Genomic DNA, 17,364 nt, shown 5'->3' on the forward strand with positions numbered 1-17,364 from the left:
TATCCGGGTTGGACAATTTGTCCAATGCCGGAATGTCAGATGTAGGTTTACACCCCACCGCGTCAGCAAATGCAGCGCTGTTCCAGACACCCGTCCTCCCCTCGGATCTTCCGGACCATCTATGCGCTGCCTCAGCAAAAGGCATTGCGATGCAACCAGATCCACTTAGCATCCTGATCTCGCGGATTGATTTCGGCCTGATCTCCTCGGTGCACATCCTCTTCCCCCCGCTCACAATCGGCCTTGCGATCATCCTGTTCGGTTTCGAACTCGCGTGGTTTCGCACCAATGATGAACGCTGGTACCGTCTGTGCCGGTTCTTCGAAAAACTTTTTATCGTGAATTTCGGTGCGGGCGTGGCCACCGGCGTAACCATGGAAATGGCCTTCGGCATTCTCTACGGGCCGTTCAGCCAAGCCGCTGGCCCGTTCTTCGGGCAGGTGCTGGGCTACGAGACCATCACCGCCTTCATGTATGAGGCGGGCTTCATCGGCCTGATGATCTTCGGCTGGGGCAAGATCAGCCGCAAGATGCACCTCTTTGCCACTTTCAACGTGGCACTGTCTTCGACCCTTTCCGCGATGTGGATCCTTGTGGCCAATAGCTGGATGCAGACACCCAGTGGTGTCGAGTTCAAGAACGGCATGTTCCAGGTCACCAACTGGCTGCAGGCACTGTTGAATCCCAATGTCTTCGCCGCCTTCCCGCATATGCTGCTGGCAGCGGTCGAGCTGTCGCTATGCTTCGTGGTAGCGGTCTGTGCATGGTTCGTATTCAAACGCCGCGAGGTGCAACTGTTCGCGCGCCCGCTGCGCTATACGTTGGTGGCTCTGGCCGCTGTGGCCGCCGTGCAGATCTATATGGGCGATGTGCTGGGCGAGAACGTGCTCGAGCACAAACCAGCCGCCTTGGCCGCGATGGAAGGCCAATACGACACCTATGACGAAAACGGCAACGTCAATAACGCATGGAATGTCATCGGCTGGCCCAATAAGGACAACACCGGCCTTGCGTGGTCGATCAAGATCCCGCATGCGCTATCACTCATTGAAACCAAAACCTGGAACGGCGCGGTCGAGGGTCTGAACTCCTTCCCCGAAGACGAACGCCCGCCCGTCATCCTGCCCTTCTACACCTTCCGCGCCATGGCCGCGATTGGTGGGGCGATCCTTCTGGTGGCGCTCTGGGGATGCTGGCTCAGCTGGCGTGGCCGCATGACCGAAGGTCTGGCCTCGGCTAACCGCCTGTTCCTGATGGCCTGCACCGGGATGGTCGTGCTGCCCTATATCGCCGTGATCGCCGGTTGGTGGACGCGCGAGATCGGCCGTCAGCCGTGGATCGTCTATGGCATGATGCGCGTCGAGGACGGCATGTCGAAACTCTCGGTCGGTCTGGCGACCTTCTGGCTGATCGGGTTCGCGATCTTCGAAACCGCCGTCGTTCTCGGCACGATCTACTTCCTGCTGAAGGTCTGCCGCAACGGGCCCGATCTCACGAGCCCCGTCGCGGGCGATGGTGACGAGCATCTGGGCGAGCTGGATCTGCCCTCCTCGGCAGGCCATGCCGATCACCCCGAATATATCCGTCCGGTCTGAGCCATAGGAAAATCAGATGACACAACTTGATGACATGCAATATTTCCTGGCCAATGCCTGGTGGCTTGGTCTGGGCGTGGCGATGCTCCTCTATATCATCCTCGATGGGGCGGATCTGGGCGCGGGTATCTTCGGGCTTGTCGTGGGCGACCATGACGAACGCGGCGCGATCATGGCGGCGATGGCCGGCACTTGGGATGCCAACGAGACCTGGCTCATCGTGGCGGGGGGCATTCTCTTCGGAACCTTCCCCTTCGTCTATGGCTCGGCCTTCCATTATCTGATGGTGCCAATGGCCTTCGTGCTCTGGGGCGTGATGTCGCGCGCCGTGGCGATCGAATTCCGCCATCTGGCTTCGGAAAAATGGCAGCGCTTCACCGATTGGGTGTTTGGCCTCTCCTCGCTGACCGTCACCTTCTTCGGCGGCATGAGCGTGGGTGCGCTGCTGCAGGGCTTCCCGCTGGTGCATGAGGAGGGCAAGCTGCCCTACTACGCAGGTGGCGCGTTCGACTTCGTGTCGGCCTTCTCGATCTGGACCGGCATCGCGGCCTGTGTGGCGGTGACGCTGTCGGGGGTGCTTTTCGTGCGCGCCCGCTTCGAGAAAACCGAGCGCATCCGTCAGGACGCGGCCCGCTGGACGGCAACGATCTTCTGGCTGGCGATTGGCTCCGTGCTGATTACACTGGTCTGGAGTGCGGCGATCTTCGACTGGGCGCGTTCGACGTGGTTCGGCCCGCATTTCTGGCTCTGGGGTATCTTCGGCCTTGTGGCACTGTGGTGCATCGAACAGGTCCGTCGCGACACGCTCAAGGACCGCGACCTTGCCGCGATCCTGTGGTATAACGGCGCTGTGCTGATCTTGGGTCTGGGCATGCTGATCACGCTGCATCCATGGCTTGTTCCGGGCACCTGGACCATCCGCGAGGGCGCCAGCCCGCAGGTCTCGCTGATCACCTTCACCATGACCATGGGTGGCTTCCTTCCGGTGATGGTCATGTATAACTGGTACCAGATCTGGGTGTTCCGTGCGCGGATCTCCAAACTGGTCGCCTATGAACATCACTGAGTAACGCATGTCCCAATCCTCCCGCCCCCTCACACCGCGCCCCGTCCATGGCGAAGCCGCAAAGCGCATCGAGCGTTGGCTGAAAAGCTTCGGACTGGCAGGCAAACGGGCTGCCGCTCTGGCTATTGCCGCGGCTCTGGGGTCGGGAGCGATGGTCATCGTGCAGGCCTATGCGGTCGCTGCGATGATCGCGGGCGTCACTGTCGATAAAACCGGTCTGGGCGGAATGCACGCCCAGATCATCCTGTTCGTGCTGGCCATGATCCTGCGCGCCGCCTTCGACACGCTGCGGCAGGGGCTGGCCTTCGAGGCAGGCGCCGCGATCCGTACCCGTCTGCGCGAGGTGATCCTTGGGCGTGTCGGCGCGGCCCGCATCCACGACCTCCCCCCTTCGGGCGAAGTTGCAGGGCTCGTCTCCGACGGTGTCGAAGCCGTTCAGGAATATTTCGCAGCCTTCCTTCCCCAACGCATGATCGCAGCACTCATCCCCGCGCTGGTGCTCGTCTGTGTCATTCCGTTTGATTGGGTCACGGCCCTTATTCTCGCCATCACCGCGCCGATTATTCCGGTCTTCATGGTGGTTGTGGGCAAGGGCGCCGAGGCGCTCAACCGCCGCCAATGGCAGCGCCTGATGGTGATGGGCGCGCATCTGTTCGACCGGATCGCGGGTCTGGTGACCCTGCGCCAGCTGGGGGCCGCCCAACGTGAGGCGGCCTTGGTTGCCGCCATGTCCGAAGGCTATCGCGGCGCCACTATGAGGGTGCTGCGCCTTGCCTTCCTGTCCTCGCTGGTGCTGGAGTTCTTCTCGACCATCGCCGTGGCCATGGTGGCCGTCTATGTGGGCTTCCGGCTCTATTATGGCGATATCACCTTCCTTCCGGGGCTCTTTGCCCTGCTGATCGCGCCCGAATTCTTCCGCCCGCTGCGCGAGATGGGCCAGCATTACCACGCCCGCATGGCCGCCATCGGCGCCGCCGAGGCGATGATCGGGCTGATCGGCCCCGATGCGCCCGCCCCCGAAACACCGGATACCGCAGGCAACTGGCGGATACTCTCGGTCGAGGGGCTCGCCTTTACCCATGAGGGGGGTGACAGTATCGAGCCCCTCTCCTTCACCCTCAAACGCGGGCGCACGCTGGCGATCATGGGCCCTTCGGGCGCGGGCAAGACGACGCTGGCACGGCTGATCCTTGGCCAGCTACCGCCGCAATCGGGGCACATCCTGCTAGATGGTCACGAGACCGACCCGAAGACGCTGCAGGAAGGCACCGGCTGGCTGCCGCAGACACCGCGTCTCTTTGCCGGCACCATCGCCGAGAATATCGCACTCGGCCAACCGACAGCCAGTATGGCGAAAATCGAAGCCTGCGCCCGCATCGCGCAAGCGCATGACTTCATTACGGCCAGCACTTCGGGATATAAAACCGTATTGGGCGAAGGCGGGGCGGGTCTTTCGGGTGGGCAGATCCGCCGTGTGGCCATGGCGCGGGCGCTTCTGTCCGAGCCCGATCTCCTGATCCTCGACGAGCCCACCGCCGCCCTTGATGCTGCGGGCGCGCAGGCACTGATGGAGGCCGTATTGGCAGCCACGCCCGATGCGGCGCGGCTCATCATCACCCATGACCCCACCTGTGCAGCACTTGCCGATCGGGTGATCATGCTGGAGGCGGGCCGCGTCACCTATCATGGCTCCACCAAGGAGATGCCCCATGCGTGAGTTCCTGCGTCTTCTCAAACTGTGCCGGCCTTTCGGCTGGCGGATCGCGCTTGGCGTGGTGCTCTCTGTCACGGTCATGCTGTCGAATGTGGCGCTGATGGCGGTGTCGGGATGGTTCATTACCGCGATGGCGCTGGCGGGTCTGGGGCAGCTGATGCTCGAATTCTTCACGCCTGCCGCAGCCATCCGCGGGCTGGCGCTGTTGCGGGCGGGCGCGCGCTATCTGGAGCGGCTGGTGACCCATGAGGCCACGCTTTCCTTTATCGCCCGCCTACGGCCATGGCTTTACGCGCGATTGGTGCCGCTGGCGCCTGCAGGCCTGCGCGGGCTGCGCCATGGTGATCTTCTGGCGCGGATGCGCAGCGATGTGGATGCGCTCGAGAACTTCCATCTGCGGATTCTGGGGCCGGTGATCTCGGCGGCGGTGGCCTCGGTGCTGATCGTGCTCTGGCTGGGGCTCAATTCGGCCTCGCTGGCGCTGCTGGTGGCGATCGGGCTGGCGCTCGCGGGGATGATCCTGCCGCTAATCCAGCGGGCCTTGGTGCGCAAAACCGGAGGCCAGATCACACAGGCCCGCGCGGCCCTGCAAAGCGAGAGCACCGATCTGACGCGGGGATTGGCCGAGCTTCAGGTCTTTGGTGCGGTCGCCCGTCAGGCCGCCCGCGTGACCCGCGCAAGCGCGCGTATGGTCGCGGCGCAGCGCCGTCAGGCATGGATCGCGGCGCTTTTCATGGCGCTCGGCACGCTGACGGGGCAGATCATGGTGCTGGGCGCGCTGCTGCTGCTGATCCCGCAGGTCGAGGGCCAGAGCCTTTCGGCGCCGGATATGGCGATGATCGTTCTGGCGGTAATGGCCGCGATGGAAACCGTTGCGGGCCTGCCCGCGGCCGTGTCCAACTGGGATAGCACCATGGCCTCGGCACGGCGGATTTTCGAGCTGGCCGACCGCCCGCCGCAAGTGGCGCCGAGCCCCTCTCCCCAAGCCCCGCAAACGCCCGGGCTGGTGCTCGAGCGTGTCAGTTTCGGCTATGGCGACGGGCCGGATGTGGTGTCGGGTCTCAGCCTGTCGCTGCGCTCGGGCGAGAGCCTTGCCCTGACCGGCCCGAGTGGCGCGGGAAAGACCAGCATCCTCAATCTGGTGCAGCGGTTCTGGGACCCGCGTGCGGGCCGGATCATGCTTGCGGGCGTCGATCTGCGGGATCTGTCGGACCATGATCTACGCGCCCAGATCGCGGTTGTGGACCAGACTGTGCATCTGTTCAACGGCACCATCGCCGAGAACCTGCGCCTTGCCGCCCCCGGAGCCGATGATGCGGCGCTCTGGCAGGCGCTGGATCTGGCCGCGCTGCGGGCGGAGGTCGAGGCGATGCCCGAGGGGCTCGGGACCCGTCTGGGCGAGCTGGGGGCGCGGCTTTCGGGGGGTCAGGCGCGCAGGCTGTCGGTGGCGCGCGCCGCGCTGCAGGATGCGCCGCTTCTGCTCCTCGACGAGCCGACCGAGGGGCTCGACCGAGCGACACAGGCACAGGTCATCGACGGTCTGGCCCAACTGGGCAAAGGCCGGATGATGCTGATCGTGACCCACCACGCGCAAGTGCTCGCCCTTGCCCAGAAAGTGGTTATGCTGGAAGGCAATAGCGCCCCGGCCCGATAGGCCGGACGCCCGCGCGCCGGAGACCCGCCATGAAACTGCCCATCCCCTCGCCCCAACCCGCCGGTCAGAACACCGATCAGCTGGATGCGATCCGCGTGCTCTCCGAGGATACGGGGCGGCGCAATCTGGCGCTGTTGATCCGGCTGCGCTGGATCGCGCTGGCGGGGCAGGCTTTGGCGATCGTGATCACCGTGCTCTATCTGGGCGCGGATCTGCCGGTCTTCAACATGATCGCGGTGATCGGCCTCCTCGTGGCGCTCAATCTCTTCGCGCTCTGGCGCTGTCGCAAGGGCTGGGGCGTCCCCGACTGGGTGATCACGGTCGAGCTGCTGATCGATATCGCGGCGCTCACGCTGCTTCTCTACTATAGTGGCGGCGCAACCAACCCCTTTGTCACGCTGTTTATCCTGCAGGTGATGCTGGGACTGTTGCTGGCGCCCATGCCACAGGTGATCTTTATCCTGACGGCGGCGGCGGCGGCGCATTTCTGGCTGATCGACCATGGCCGCCCGTTGGGCCTGCCGATGATGCGGGACGGCATGGTGGGCTCGCTGACGGGGGGCGGTTTCTTCAGCCTGCATCTGTTGGGGATGTTTCTGAGCTTCGTGCTGGCCGCAGGGCTGATGACATGGTTCGTCTCGGGGCTCAGGCGCAACCTGATGGCGCGCGATGCCCAGATCATGGCGCTGCGCCAGAAGGTGGTCGAGGACGAGCATTTCGTCCGCTTGGGCGTCATGGCCTCCAGCACGGCGCATGATCTGGGCACACCGCTGACCACCATCGCCGTGACGCTCGATGAATGGCACGAGAGCGGCATCCCCGACAGCCCGCGCCGCGAGACGGTGCTGACCCGTATGCAGGGCGAACTGGCGCGCTGCCGCAGGATTGTCAGTGGAATGCTCTTTGCCGCGGGGCTCGACCGGCTGGACGTGGCCGAGGCGCTGCCGGTGGGCGAGTTCCTCGAGGAGGTCATCGCCGATTGGCGCGAGGATGGCGGCGAAATGGAGGTGGTCCTGCCCAAGGCTGCGATCCTCGGGGCGCAGATCATCGCGGATTCGATGCTGGAACAGGCGTTCCGAAATATCCTGACCAACGCCCAGCAGGCCGGTGCCCATCGCACATCGATCACCGTCGAGGCCGGAACCGCCTCCCTGACCCTCGTGTTTACCGATGACGGGCCGGGCTTCCCGCAGACGGTGCTGGACAACCCCGTGCGGCCGATGGCGGCGGGCAAAGGGGATCCGGGGCGGGGCTTCGGGCTCTATCTGGTCTCGAATGCCGTGCGCCGTCTGGGGGGGGACTGGTCGGTGGCAAATGCCGCGACAGGTGGGGCCGTGGTCCGCGTGCACCTGCCGTTGAAGGAGGAGACCGCATGAAGGATAGGGGGCATAAATTGCTGATCGTCGAGGATGACACCGCCTTGGGAGAGACCCTGAGCGAGGCGATGACGCGGCGCGGATTTGCCGTGCGCCATGCCGGATCTGCCGAGGAGGCGAGCGAGATGGTGGCGCAAGAGGTGCCCGATCTCGCGCTGGTCGATCTGAAACTTCCGGGACGGAACGGGCTGGAATGCGTGCGCGAACTGGCCGCGCTAGATCCGCCGCCACGGATCGTGGTGCTGACGGGCTTTGCCTCGATTGCCACCGCCGTCGAGGCGATCAAGCTCGGCGCGGGCCATTATCTGGCCAAACCCGCAACCGCCGCCGAGATCGAGGCTGCCTTCGAGCGCGGCGAGGGCGAGACCGATCTGGCGCTGGGGCAAGCCTCGGGCGGGATGCGCGTCAATGAATGGGAACGCATTCAGGAGGTCTTGCGCGCCACCGATTTCAACATCTCGGAGGCCGCACGCCAGCTCGGGATGCACCGCCGCACATTGGCCCGCAAGCTGGCAAAACGGCAACTGCGCTAGAGCACGCGTAGGCAAGGGAAAACCCTGCCGCCCCGGGAAGGGCGACAGGGTCCAGACCTTGTCTTACGCGCTTACCAGGAGGTCAGCACCGTGCCGTGATAGCTGTCCTCGATGAACTTCTTCACGTCATCCGAGTGATAGGCGTCAACGAGGGTCTTGACCCACGGCTGATCCTCATCGCCCTTCTTGACCACGATGATGTTCACATAGGGGCTGTCGGCCTTTTCCATCGCGATGGAATCGGTCTTGGGGTTCAGGCCCGAGGCGATGGCATAGTTGGTGTTGATGATCGCGATATCGGTATCGGCCAGCGAGCGCGGCAGTTGCGCGGCATCCAGCTCGAGGAAGGACAGGTCCTTGGGATTCTCGACCACATCCAGCGTGGACGGAACGAGGCCCGTGCCATCGGCGAGCTTGATCAACCCCAGATCCTGCAGCAGCAAGAGCGCACGGCCACCATTGGTCGGATCATTCGGGATCGCGACCTTCGAGCCGTCTGCCAGATCCTTCATATCCTTGATCTTGTTGGAATAGATACCCATCGGCGTGGTGATCGTATCGGCCACCGGCACAAGATCGAAGCCACGATCCTTGATCTGGTTATCCAGATAAGGCTTGTGCTGGAAGGAGTTGGCCTGAATATCGCCATCGGCCAGCGCCTGGTTCGGCACGACGTAATCCGAGAATTCGACGATATCGATATCGAGACCCATCGGCTCGGCGACCTTTTTGACCTCTTCCATGATCTCGGCATGTTCGCCAGGCGAGACACCGACCTTGATCTCTTCGGCCATGGCTGCCGCTGCCGAGAGGGCAATCGCGGAGGTGAGGGTAAGAATGCGCAGCATGATGATGCTCCTTCGTCTGTGATTACTGTCCGCGGCTCTTGGGAGCGCGTTTGTCCACCCGTGCCGCGGTCCATTCCCCGATAGACTGGACCAGCTGCACGAGCACAATGAGAATGACGACCACCGCCAGCATGACTTCGGGCATGAAGCGCTGGTAGCCGTAGCGGATACCGAGATCACCCAGACCCTCGCCACCGACCGCGCCCACCATGGCTGAATAGCCGATAAGCGAGACGACCGCGAGCGTGAGCCCCAGCGTGATCGAGGGCGCGGCCTCGGGGATCAGCACCTTACGGATGATCTGCATGGGTGTTGCCCCCATCGAGCGCGCCGCCTCGATCAGCCCGCCATCAACCTCGCGGATGGCGTTCTCGATCAGCCGCGCGATGAAGGGAACGGCGGCAATGGTCAGCGGCACGATGGCGGCAGTCGTCCCGATCGAGGTGCCCGCGATCGCGCGGGTGAACGGGATGATCGCGACCACCAGAATGATGAAGGGAACGGAGCGCGTGGCATTGACCACCAGCCCCAGCACCTTGTTGACCAAAGGTGCCGAGAGCAGCTCGCCCTTTTGCGAGCAGGCAAGGAACGTGCCCAGCGGCAGCCCGAACACGGTGCCCAGAAGCGCCGAGATCGCCACCATATACAGCGTCTGTCCGGTGGCCTCGATCAACAGATGGATAAGGTTAGCCGACATAGCCCAGCACCTCCGTAAACAGGTTATGGCGTTCGAGATAGGCCCGCGCCTCCGCCCCGCGTCCGGCGGGCAGCGAGACCAGCAGGTTACCGAAAGGCCGCCCGCTGATTTCCTCGACCGCACCGGCAAGGATATTGACCGAGACGCCCAGATCGCGCCCCAGAAGCGCCAGCATCGGGTCGGTCGCATGGGTTCCGGCGAAGGTCACGCGGATTACCTCCTGATCCGCGCCATCGCCCGGCGCGGATTGCAGGCGCGAGGCCACGAACTCGGGCAGGGTCACGCCGGTCACCCCCGACAGGAAGCTGCGGGTCGTGGGATGCCCGGGCCGCACGAACACATCATAGGTCTCGCCCGCCTCCACGATCCGGCCCGCATCGATCACCGCCACATGGCTCGCGATATCGCGCACGACAGCCATCTCGTGGGTGATCAGCAGGACGGTCAGGCCCAGATCGCGGTTGATGTCGCGCAGAAGCTGCAACACTGTCTGCGTCGTTTCGGGATCGAGTGCCGAGGTCGCCTCGTCCGACAGAAGCACCTTGGGGTTGGTGGCCAGCGCCCGCGCGATCCCCACGCGTTGCTTCTGACCGCCCGACAGCTCTGCCGGATAGCGGTCTGCCTGCACGCCCAGCCCGACCCGCTCGATCAGCTCGTCCACGCGCGGCTTGATCCGCGCTTTGGGCATTCCCGCCACCTCGAGAGGCAGTGCGATATTGTCACGTACGCTGCGCGAGGCCAGCAGATTGAAATGCTGGAAAATCATGCCGACCTCGCGGCGGATGCCACGCAGGTCCGCCCCACGAGCGGCCCCCACATCATGGCCTGCCACGACCACGCGTCCCGAACTCGGCACCTCGAGACCGTTGACCATCCGCAGCAGGGTCGATTTACCGGCGCCCGAACGCCCGATAATACCGGTGATCGTGCCCGGCTCGACCTCCAGAGACACATCCGACAGCGCGTCAAAACGACCGCCGCCCGGTTTGGTATAGGACTTGCTGACCGCCTCGAAACGGATCGCGGCCCCTTGGGCCTTCTCTTCGTCTGTGCTCATCTCACTTCGTCCATGCGGTTCTGACAATAGGGTCACGGTTGCGTGGGGATAGATAGAAACTTTGGGCGAGATTCAAGCGCATTCGCCCTGTTTTACAGGCATCCGCGCGCATCCGCCGCGAACAATGTCCACAGCCCCCCTTGTCTTCGATCACGATGACCTGTCAGATCATGAGCAGCCAGATCATCATTCTCCCTTTTCAGTAGAAGACATGACATTCCGTTTTATCCATGCCTCTGACCTGCATATCGGTCGCCGTTTCGCAAATATCCCCGAAGGCCCCGATACCAATCTGCGCGGGCGGCTGATGGAGGCGCGCCATATGAGCCTCGCGCGGCTGGCACAGGCCGCCCGCGATCAGGGCGCGGTCCATGTGGTTCTGGCAGGCGATACATTCGACACCCCCACGCCAACGGCTGCCCTTTTGCGGCAGGCGGTCGGTGCGATGAAAGACGCGGATGACATCACATGGTGGCTCCTGCCCGGTAACCATGACAATCTGCGCGAGGCCGAGCCCCTGTGGGAGACCCTCACCCGCGAGGCCCCCGCCAATCTGCGCGCGCTGACCGAGGCCACGCCCCGGCAGATGGCGGCGGGCGTATTCCTTCTGCCGGCGCCTATCCAGTGGCGGGCGCAGGTCGAGGATCCGTCAACCGTGCTGGATGTGATGGCCACTCCTGAAGGCGCCACCCGCATCGGGCTCGCACATGGCGGGATCACCGATTTTACCGATGAGGGCGGGGCGATCGCGCCGGACCGCGACACCCGCGCGGGGCTCGACTATCTGGCGCTCGGCGACTGGCACGGGCGGATGGCTGTCAGCGCGCGCACCCATTACAGCGGCACCCCCGAACAGGACCGGTTCAAACATGACCGCCGCGGACTCTGTCTAAGCGTCACGCTTGATGGGGCGCCCGATGTGCGCGAGATCGAGACGGGACAGTTTCTGTGGCAGGATCTGGAGCTGGATCTGACTGCCCAGCAAGACAGCGCCGCCGCGCTGGCCGCCTGTCTGCCGCCCCAAGGGCGGCGCGATATTCTGGTGCGCGTTACCGCACGCGGCTGGACCACCCTGCCCGGTCAGTTCGCGCTGGGGGAAATGGCCAAGGCCCAGAGCCCCGAATTTGCCCATTTCGTCCTGCGCGAGGACGGGCTCTCGGTGCAATATGCGAGTGATGACCTCGATGAGATCGACCATGGCGGGGCGCTGCGTCAGGCTGCCGAGGCGCTGAAATCCGAGTTCGACGATGACCGGCTGGCCCAGAGCGAACGGGCGATTGCCGGAGACGCGCTGGCGCGGCTTTACGGCTATATGCGGGAGGATATGCCATGAAGCTGCGCGCAATCCGGATGAAAGATGTCCGCCGCTTCACCGCCCAGGTCGAGATCACCGGCATTGGTGACGGGCTCAACGTGCTGTCCGAACCCAATGAATATGGCAAATCCACCCTCTTTGATGCGCTGAAGGCGCTGTTTTTCGAGCGTCACAGCTCGAAAAAGAAAGAGGTGGGCGCGCTCAGGCCCCATGCGGGCGGTGCCCCCGAGATCGAGGTCGAGATCGAAACCGCTCAGGGCCGGTTCACACTGGCGAAACGGTGGTTTTCCAAACCTATGGCCGAGGTGCGCCAGAACGGGCGGGTTATCGCACAATCGGATGCTGCCGAGGACTGGATCGCGCGGCTTCTGGGCGCGGGGGATGGCGGTCCGGCGGGTTTGATCTGGGTCCGTCAGGGCATGACCGAGCTGGAAGGGCCGGTGAAGGCGGAGAACGAGGCGGCGCTCGCCTCGCGCCGCGATCTGATGTCGAGCGTGACAGAAGAGGTCGAGGCGATGACCGGCGGCCGGCGGATGGATATGGCGCTCAGGCGGGTGGACGGAGAACTGGCCCGCTATGTGACCGCCAGCGGCAAGCCCAGGAAGAACGGCCCTCTGGGCGATGTGCTCGACGAGATCCAGCGGCTGGAGGCGGCGCAGGCCGAGCAGCAGGCCCGCGTGGAGGCCCTTCACCGCGACCTCGAGACGCGCAAGCGCCACCGAAAGACCCTGACCGATCTCGAGGATCCCGAGGAAAGAGGCGCCCGCGAGACGCGTCTGGCCCAGGCGGAGACCGCGCATTCGGAGGCGCTCCGCCATGCCGAGCAGGTGGCCGCTGCCGCCCGCCAACTGCAATCGGACGGGCTGGCCGTGACCCGCGCCGAGGAGCGGCTGGGGCAGATGCGCAGCCTGCGGAAGGAAGCTACCGAGGCAAAGACCGGGCTCGAGGCGGCGATGCCTCTGGCGGAGGCCGCGGCAGAGACCGAGGCCCGCACCCGCGCGCAGGCCAAGGAGCTGGCGGCCGCGCTTGAGGCCGCCCGCGAGGCCGAGCGCCAGCAGGCCGGGCGTCACGCCCGCGCCAGTCTGGCCGAGGCCGCGCGGCAGGGGGCCGCCCGTAAAGCCGAGATCGCTACACGGATCGAACAGGCCGAAGCGGCCCGCACGCGCCACGAGGAAGCGCAGGCCGAAGCTGGCTTTCTCCTTGCCTCCAAGGATCTGGAGACACTGCAAAGCCTCGAACAGGCATGGATCACCGAGGCGCGGCTCGCGGCGGCGGGAGCGGTGCAGCTGAGCTTCGTCCCCTCGGGCGCGCAGGAGATCCGGCTCGACGGCACCCCGCTGACCGACACGGCCACACCGCTTTATGCACGGGCCGATCTGGACCTGCCGGGCCTCGGGCAGTTGACCATCGATCCGGGCGAACGGGCCAAAGCGGGGGCCGCACAGGCCGCGCACATACGGTTGATACAGGCGCTCGAGCGCCATGGTCTGCCCGATATGGCCGCCGCCCGCCGCAGCGCCCACCGGCGTGCCGAGCGGGAGGCCGCCGCCCGCGATGCGCAGGCGGAGCTGAAGATCAACGCTCCACAAGGGATCGAGGCGCTGCGCCGCGACCATGCCGCGATCCCCGCCCCGATTGAAGACCCCGACCTGCCCCCGCTGGCCGAGGTGAAGTCCCTGCTGGAGGCCGCGCAAGCCAAAGCCGCCGAACTGGCGCCGCAAGCGCGGCTCGCGGAGGAAAAAGCCACCGAGGCACGGCTCGAGACGGGGCGGCTGCGAGGCCTGTCTGACGCCGCCCGCGAGCGGCTGCAACGGGCCGAGGACAGGCTTGCGGAAAGCGCGCGGATGGGCGATGAAAACAGCCTTCAGGCCGAGCTGACCCATGCGGCCCAGGCCCTGAGCGCGAGCCGCGCCCTGCATGACGATCTGCGCCGGAAGGCGCCCGATCTGGCGGGGGCCGAGGCGGCGTTCAAACGTGCCAGAGCGGTCATCGAGACCGCGCAAAGGGAAGCCACAGAACTTTCGACCGAGCTTGCCCGCCTCGACGAGCGCATTACGGCGGCCAACGGTCAGGCCATCGAGGAAAAGCTGGCCGAGACCCGCGATGCGCTCGAGGCGGCCCGCGCGACCGAAGCACGCCTGACCCATGAGGTCGCGGTGCTGCACCGGCTGCAGGCCGCGCTCGAGGCCGCGCGCAGCGCCGCCCGCGAGCAGTATTTCGCCCCTGTCGCCAAGGCGCTGCGCCCGCTTCTGGGGCTTCTGTGGCCGGAAGCCCAGCTGGAATGGGCGCAGGACAAGCTGTTGCCCGAGGCGCTGGTGCGCGCAGGCCAGTCCGAGCCTATCGACATTCTCTCGGGCGGCACGCAGGAGCAGATCGCGCTGATGGTGCGTCTGGCGTTCGCACGACTGTTGCAGGAGGCGGGGCGCGGGGCACCGGTGATCCTCGATGATGCGCTGGTCTATACTGATGACGAGCGCATCGAGAAGATGTTCGATGCGCTCAACCGTCAGGCGGGCGATCTGCAGGTCATCGTCCTCACCTGCCGCCAGCGTGCCTTCCGCGATCTGGGCGGCCAGCGCCTGCATCTGACCCCCGCCCCTTAAGGAGCCTCCATGACCCGTATCGTTTTCCTCGACCGCGCGACCATCGCGCCGCAGATCACCGTGCCACGACCAGTGGGCGATGTGGATTGGGTGCAATATGACCGCACCCGCCCCGAGGAGGTCACCTCGCGGCTGGCAGGGGCCATGATCGCGATCACCAACAAGGTGAGGATCACCGCCGAGGTGCTGGCGGCCTGCCCCGAGCTGAAGCTGGTGGCGATTGCCGCGACAGGCTTCGATTGCGTCGATCTGGAGGCGGCCCGTGCGCGCGGCGTGACCGTGTGCAATATCCGTGGATATTCGGTCAATACCGTGCCCGAACATGTCATGGCGCTGCTGCTGGCGCTCCGGCGCAACCTGATCCCCTATGCGCGCGATGTTGGCGCGGGCCGCTGGCAGGAGAGCGGACAGTTTTGCTTCTTCGACCATCCGATCCAGGATCTGGCAGGCAGCACGATGGGCATCGTCGGGCGCGGACAGATCGGACAGAAGGTGGCAATGCTTGCCCGCGCTTTCGGGATGGAGGTCTGTTTTGCCGCCCGTCCCGGACAGGTGGCGCAGGATGAGCGGATCGGTTTCGACGAGATGCTCGAGCGCGCCGATGTGATCTCGCTCCATTGTCCGCTGACGCCCGAGACGCGGGGGCTGCTGGGGCCTGATGCCTTTGCCAAAATGGCGCGCAAACCGGTGATCCTCAATACCGGTCGTGGCGGGTTGATCGATCTGGCGGCGCTCTCTGGCGCGCTGGAGGCGGGGCGGATTTCGGGCGCGGGGATTGATGTGGCCGATCAGGAGCCACCCCCCGCCGATGATCTGCTGATGCAGCTGGCAAAGGATCCGCGCGTCATCGTCACGCCGCATGTGGCATGGGCATCGGAGGCCGCCCAATCAGCGCTGGCCGCGCAGCTCTGTCAGGTGATCGAGGGGTTCATGGAGGGTAAGCCCCTGAATGTGCTGACCTAACCGCAGGCCGCCAGAAAGGCTTCAAAAGCGCTCAGCGTCTCGTCACAGACATGATGTTCGATCCCTTCGGCATCGAGCTCGGCCACAGCCTCCGGCACCCCTACCGCCATCAGGAGCGCCACCACCGTCCGGTGGCGCGCCCGGACACGGTCGGCCAGAGCGGCCCCCTCATCGGTCAGGAACACCCCGCGATAGGGCCGCGCGGTGGCCAGCCCCTCGCGTTTGAGCCGCGAGATCGCCTTGGTGGCGGTGGGCTGTGCCACCCCCATCCGCGCTGCGATATCGGCCACGCGCGCCTCGCCCATCTCGGCGATCAGATCCCCGATCAGCTCGACATAATCCTCGAGAAGGGCCTTCGCCTGCACCTCGCGCGCGCGCGTGAAACGGTCGGCCATCTCTTCGGGGGGCGTCTGATCCTGCGGCACGGGTCTCTCCTTCTTGGGGCGCTGCGCGTCTTGGGCATCGACGCCGCGTGCGAGCGCCCCAGATACCACATGGTGCAGAACGGAGCCAGCCTGAGCATTACATATTTACCCTTGCAAGAAAGTTAGCACAGGCTATATTTCTGACAAAGTGCAATATCGGGGCCTCCCCTCCATTCGCCCCTGTCAATGAAGGCCATTCCATGAGTTCTCTCGCCAGCAAAGCGCAAAGCCGGATCGACGAGGTGCTATCGAGCCCCACGATCGGCTGGAAGGCGCGTCTGATGTTTCTGGGCCCTGCGGTTATCGCCTCGGTCGCCTATATGGATCCGGGCAATTACGCGACCAATATCCAGGCGGGCGCGGGCTATGGCTACAAGCTTCTGTGGGTCGTGTTGCTGGCCAATCTGATCGCGATGCTGTTTCAGGCGCTTTCGGCCCGTCTGGGAATTGTCACCGGCAAAAATCTGGCCGAGCTGTCGCGCGACAATTTTCCCCGTCCTGTCGTCTGGGTGATGTGGGTGGTTTCCGAGATCGCGGCAATGGCCACTGATCTGGCCGAATTCCTCGGCGGGGCGATCGGTCTGGCGCTTCTGTTCGACCTGCCGCTTTTCGTGGGGATGATCATCACCGCAATCATCACCTATGGTCTGTTACTGTTCGAGGGCCGTGGCTACCGCCCGATGGAGCTGATTATCGGGGCCTTTGTCGGGGTGATCGGGCTGTGCTATCTGGCCGAGGTGCTGATCGCACCCGTAGACTGGAGCGCCACGGCCCGCGGGCTGGTCACGCCCGATATGCCCGATACCGCAGCGCTGGCGATTGCGGTGGGGATTATCGGCGCGACCGTTATGCCACATGCGATCTATCTGCATTCCGGCCTGACCCAGAACCGTATGCCCACCCAGAAGATCGAACATAAACGACGCCTTGTGCGGTTTTCCAATGTCGAGGTCGTGCTGGCGCTGGCTGTGGCGGGCATGATCAATATGGCGATGGTGATGATGGCGGCGAGTGCCTTCCACGAGGGCCATTCGCAGGTGGCCGAGATCGAGACCGCCTATCACACGCTGACGCCCTTGCTGGGAGCGGCGGCGGCGGGGATGTTCCTGACCTCGCTGATCTGCTCGGGGATCTCCAGCTCGGTCGTGGGCACAATGGCAGGACAGATGATCATGCAGGGCTTCCTGCACTTCCGCGTGCCGATCTGGCTGCGCCGTCTGGTCACGATGGCGCCTGCCTTTGCCGTAGTGGCTTTGGGGGTGAACCCGACACAGGCGCTGATCTGGTCGCAGGTCGTGCTCTCGATCTCGCTGCCGGTGCCGATGATCGCACTCGTCATCTTCGTGTCGCGACGCGATATCATGGGCGAATTCGCGACGTCCATGCTGACCCGCTGCCTTTCCATTCTGGGCGCGTTGCTGGTCCTGACGCTGAACTTCGTGCTGCTGGCGGAGTTCTTCGGGGTGACGATCCCCTTCCTCTGAGCATGAGACCGCGTCCCGATACCAGATCCATGGA

General features: G+C 64.8%; 14 protein-coding genes. 10 read left to right on the top strand and 4 right to left on the bottom strand.

The window, feature by feature from the left end:
- The first annotated feature begins 149 nt into the window (after positions 1 to 149).
- Genes ABEB22_RS17845 through ABEB22_RS17870 form a run of 6 tightly spaced genes read left to right on the top strand, consistent with a single transcriptional unit; the run spans position 150 to position 7,938 of the window.
- Positions 150 to 1,595 (top strand): cytochrome ubiquinol oxidase subunit I, encoded by a 1,446-nt coding sequence (locus ABEB22_RS17845; RefSeq protein WP_339115273.1) that lies wholly within the window; start codon positions 150 to 152, stop codon positions 1,593 to 1,595.
- 16 nt (positions 1,596 to 1,611) lie between these two features.
- Complete coding sequence (locus ABEB22_RS17850; RefSeq protein ID WP_339115274.1) at positions 1,612 to 2,661, top strand: cytochrome d ubiquinol oxidase subunit II; 1,050 nt, start codon at positions 1,612 to 1,614, stop codon at positions 2,659 to 2,661.
- 7 nt (positions 2,662 to 2,668) lie between these two features.
- The gene (gene cydD, locus ABEB22_RS17855; protein WP_349295170.1) at positions 2,669 to 4,378 is read left to right on the top strand and encodes a thiol reductant ABC exporter subunit CydD; all 1,710 of its coding nucleotides are present in this window, start codon (positions 2,669 to 2,671) and stop codon (positions 4,376 to 4,378) included.
- On the top strand, positions 4,371 to 6,029 hold the full coding sequence (cydC, locus tag ABEB22_RS17860) for a thiol reductant ABC exporter subunit CydC (protein ID WP_349295171.1): 1,659 nt from the start codon (positions 4,371 to 4,373) through the stop codon (positions 6,027 to 6,029). The genes cydD and cydC overlap by 8 nt, the downstream gene beginning before the upstream one ends.
- 29 nt (positions 6,030 to 6,058) lie before the next feature.
- Positions 6,059 to 7,405: an ATP-binding protein gene (locus tag ABEB22_RS17865; RefSeq protein ID WP_349295172.1), complete on the top strand. Its 1,347-nt coding sequence runs from the start codon at positions 6,059 to 6,061 to the stop codon at positions 7,403 to 7,405.
- Positions 7,402 to 7,938 (top strand): response regulator, encoded by a 537-nt coding sequence (locus tag ABEB22_RS17870; RefSeq protein WP_339115278.1) that lies wholly within the window; start codon positions 7,402 to 7,404, stop codon positions 7,936 to 7,938. The genes ABEB22_RS17865 and ABEB22_RS17870 overlap by 4 nt, the downstream gene beginning before the upstream one ends.
- A gap of 71 nt (positions 7,939 to 8,009) precedes the next feature.
- On the opposite strand, the gene ABEB22_RS17875 is transcribed toward ABEB22_RS17870, so the two are convergent.
- The 3 genes from ABEB22_RS17875 to ABEB22_RS17885 are packed head-to-tail and all read right to left on the bottom strand — an operon-like array spanning position 8,010 to position 10,540.
- Entirely contained in the window at positions 8,010 to 8,786 is a 777-nt protein-coding gene (locus tag ABEB22_RS17875) for a MetQ/NlpA family ABC transporter substrate-binding protein (protein WP_349295173.1), read from the bottom strand.
- A 22-nt stretch (positions 8,787 to 8,808) separates the two neighbouring features.
- On the bottom strand, positions 8,809 to 9,483 hold the full coding sequence (locus ABEB22_RS17880; RefSeq protein ID WP_349295174.1) for a methionine ABC transporter permease: 675 nt from the start codon (positions 9,481 to 9,483) through the stop codon (positions 8,809 to 8,811).
- Complete coding sequence (locus ABEB22_RS17885; protein ID WP_339115281.1) at positions 9,473 to 10,540, bottom strand: methionine ABC transporter ATP-binding protein; 1,068 nt, start codon at positions 10,538 to 10,540, stop codon at positions 9,473 to 9,475. The genes ABEB22_RS17880 and ABEB22_RS17885 overlap by 11 nt, the downstream gene beginning before the upstream one ends.
- A gap of 211 nt (positions 10,541 to 10,751) precedes the next feature.
- On the opposite strand from ABEB22_RS17885, the gene ABEB22_RS17890 reads away from it, so the two are divergent.
- The 3 genes from ABEB22_RS17890 to ABEB22_RS17900 are packed head-to-tail and all read left to right on the top strand — an operon-like array spanning position 10,752 to position 15,421.
- Positions 10,752 to 11,873 carry a DNA repair exonuclease gene (locus ABEB22_RS17890; protein WP_339115282.1) on the top strand — a complete coding sequence of 374 codons (1,122 nt, stop codon included), beginning with the start codon at positions 10,752 to 10,754 and terminating at the stop codon, positions 11,871 to 11,873.
- The gene (locus ABEB22_RS17895; protein ID WP_349295175.1) at positions 11,870 to 14,458 is read left to right on the top strand and encodes a chromosome segregation protein SMC; all 2,589 of its coding nucleotides are present in this window, start codon (positions 11,870 to 11,872) and stop codon (positions 14,456 to 14,458) included. Before ABEB22_RS17890 ends, ABEB22_RS17895 begins: the two co-directional genes overlap by 4 nt.
- A gap of 9 nt (positions 14,459 to 14,467) precedes the next feature.
- Positions 14,468 to 15,421 carry a D-2-hydroxyacid dehydrogenase gene (locus tag ABEB22_RS17900; protein ID WP_349295176.1) on the top strand — a complete coding sequence of 318 codons (954 nt, stop codon included), beginning with the start codon at positions 14,468 to 14,470 and terminating at the stop codon, positions 15,419 to 15,421.
- On the opposite strand, the gene mntR is transcribed toward ABEB22_RS17900, so the two are convergent.
- Positions 15,418 to 15,846, bottom strand: a complete 429-nt coding sequence (gene mntR / locus ABEB22_RS17905; RefSeq protein ID WP_349295177.1) for a manganese-binding transcriptional regulator MntR — start codon at positions 15,844 to 15,846, stop codon at positions 15,418 to 15,420. The genes ABEB22_RS17900 and mntR overlap by 4 nt on opposite strands.
- A gap of 200 nt (positions 15,847 to 16,046) precedes the next feature.
- Here mntR and ABEB22_RS17910 point away from each other — a divergent pair, with 200 nt between their 5' ends.
- Positions 16,047 to 17,330, top strand: a complete 1,284-nt coding sequence (locus ABEB22_RS17910) for an Nramp family divalent metal transporter (RefSeq protein WP_339115286.1) — start codon at positions 16,047 to 16,049, stop codon at positions 17,328 to 17,330.
- The last annotated feature ends 34 nt before the right edge of the window (positions 17,331 to 17,364 follow it).

It is taken from the genome of Thioclava sp. 'Guangxiensis' (assembly GCF_045348365.1).
In the GTDB taxonomy this organism is placed as follows: Bacteria; Pseudomonadota; Alphaproteobacteria; order Rhodobacterales; family Rhodobacteraceae; genus Thioclava; species Thioclava kandeliae.

Coding starts and splice junctions, on each gene's coding strand:
- ABEB22_RS17870 (WP_339115278.1), top strand. CDS start 7,402: ATGAAGGATAGGGGGCATAAATTGCTGATCGTCGAGGATGACACCGCC.
- ABEB22_RS17900 (WP_349295176.1), top strand. CDS start 14,468: ATGACCCGTATCGTTTTCCTCGACCGCGCGACCATCGCGCCGCAGATC.
- cydC (WP_349295171.1), top strand. CDS start 4,371: ATGCGTGAGTTCCTGCGTCTTCTCAAACTGTGCCGGCCTTTCGGCTGG.
- ABEB22_RS17850 (WP_339115274.1), top strand. CDS start 1,612: ATGACACAACTTGATGACATGCAATATTTCCTGGCCAATGCCTGGTGG.
- ABEB22_RS17880 (WP_349295174.1), bottom strand. CDS start 9,483: ATGTCGGCTAACCTTATCCATCTGTTGATCGAGGCCACCGGACAGACG.
- ABEB22_RS17885 (WP_339115281.1), bottom strand. CDS start 10,540: ATGAGCACAGACGAAGAGAAGGCCCAAGGGGCCGCGATCCGTTTCGAG.
- ABEB22_RS17865 (WP_349295172.1), top strand. CDS start 6,059: ATGAAACTGCCCATCCCCTCGCCCCAACCCGCCGGTCAGAACACCGAT.
- ABEB22_RS17910 (WP_339115286.1), top strand. CDS start 16,047: ATGAGTTCTCTCGCCAGCAAAGCGCAAAGCCGGATCGACGAGGTGCTA.
- ABEB22_RS17895 (WP_349295175.1), top strand. CDS start 11,870: ATGAAGCTGCGCGCAATCCGGATGAAAGATGTCCGCCGCTTCACCGCC.
- ABEB22_RS17845 (WP_339115273.1), top strand. CDS start 150: ATGCAACCAGATCCACTTAGCATCCTGATCTCGCGGATTGATTTCGGC.
- ABEB22_RS17875 (WP_349295173.1), bottom strand. CDS start 8,786: ATGCTGCGCATTCTTACCCTCACCTCCGCGATTGCCCTCTCGGCAGCG.
- ABEB22_RS17890 (WP_339115282.1), top strand. CDS start 10,752: ATGACATTCCGTTTTATCCATGCCTCTGACCTGCATATCGGTCGCCGT.
- cydD (WP_349295170.1), top strand. CDS start 2,669: ATGTCCCAATCCTCCCGCCCCCTCACACCGCGCCCCGTCCATGGCGAA.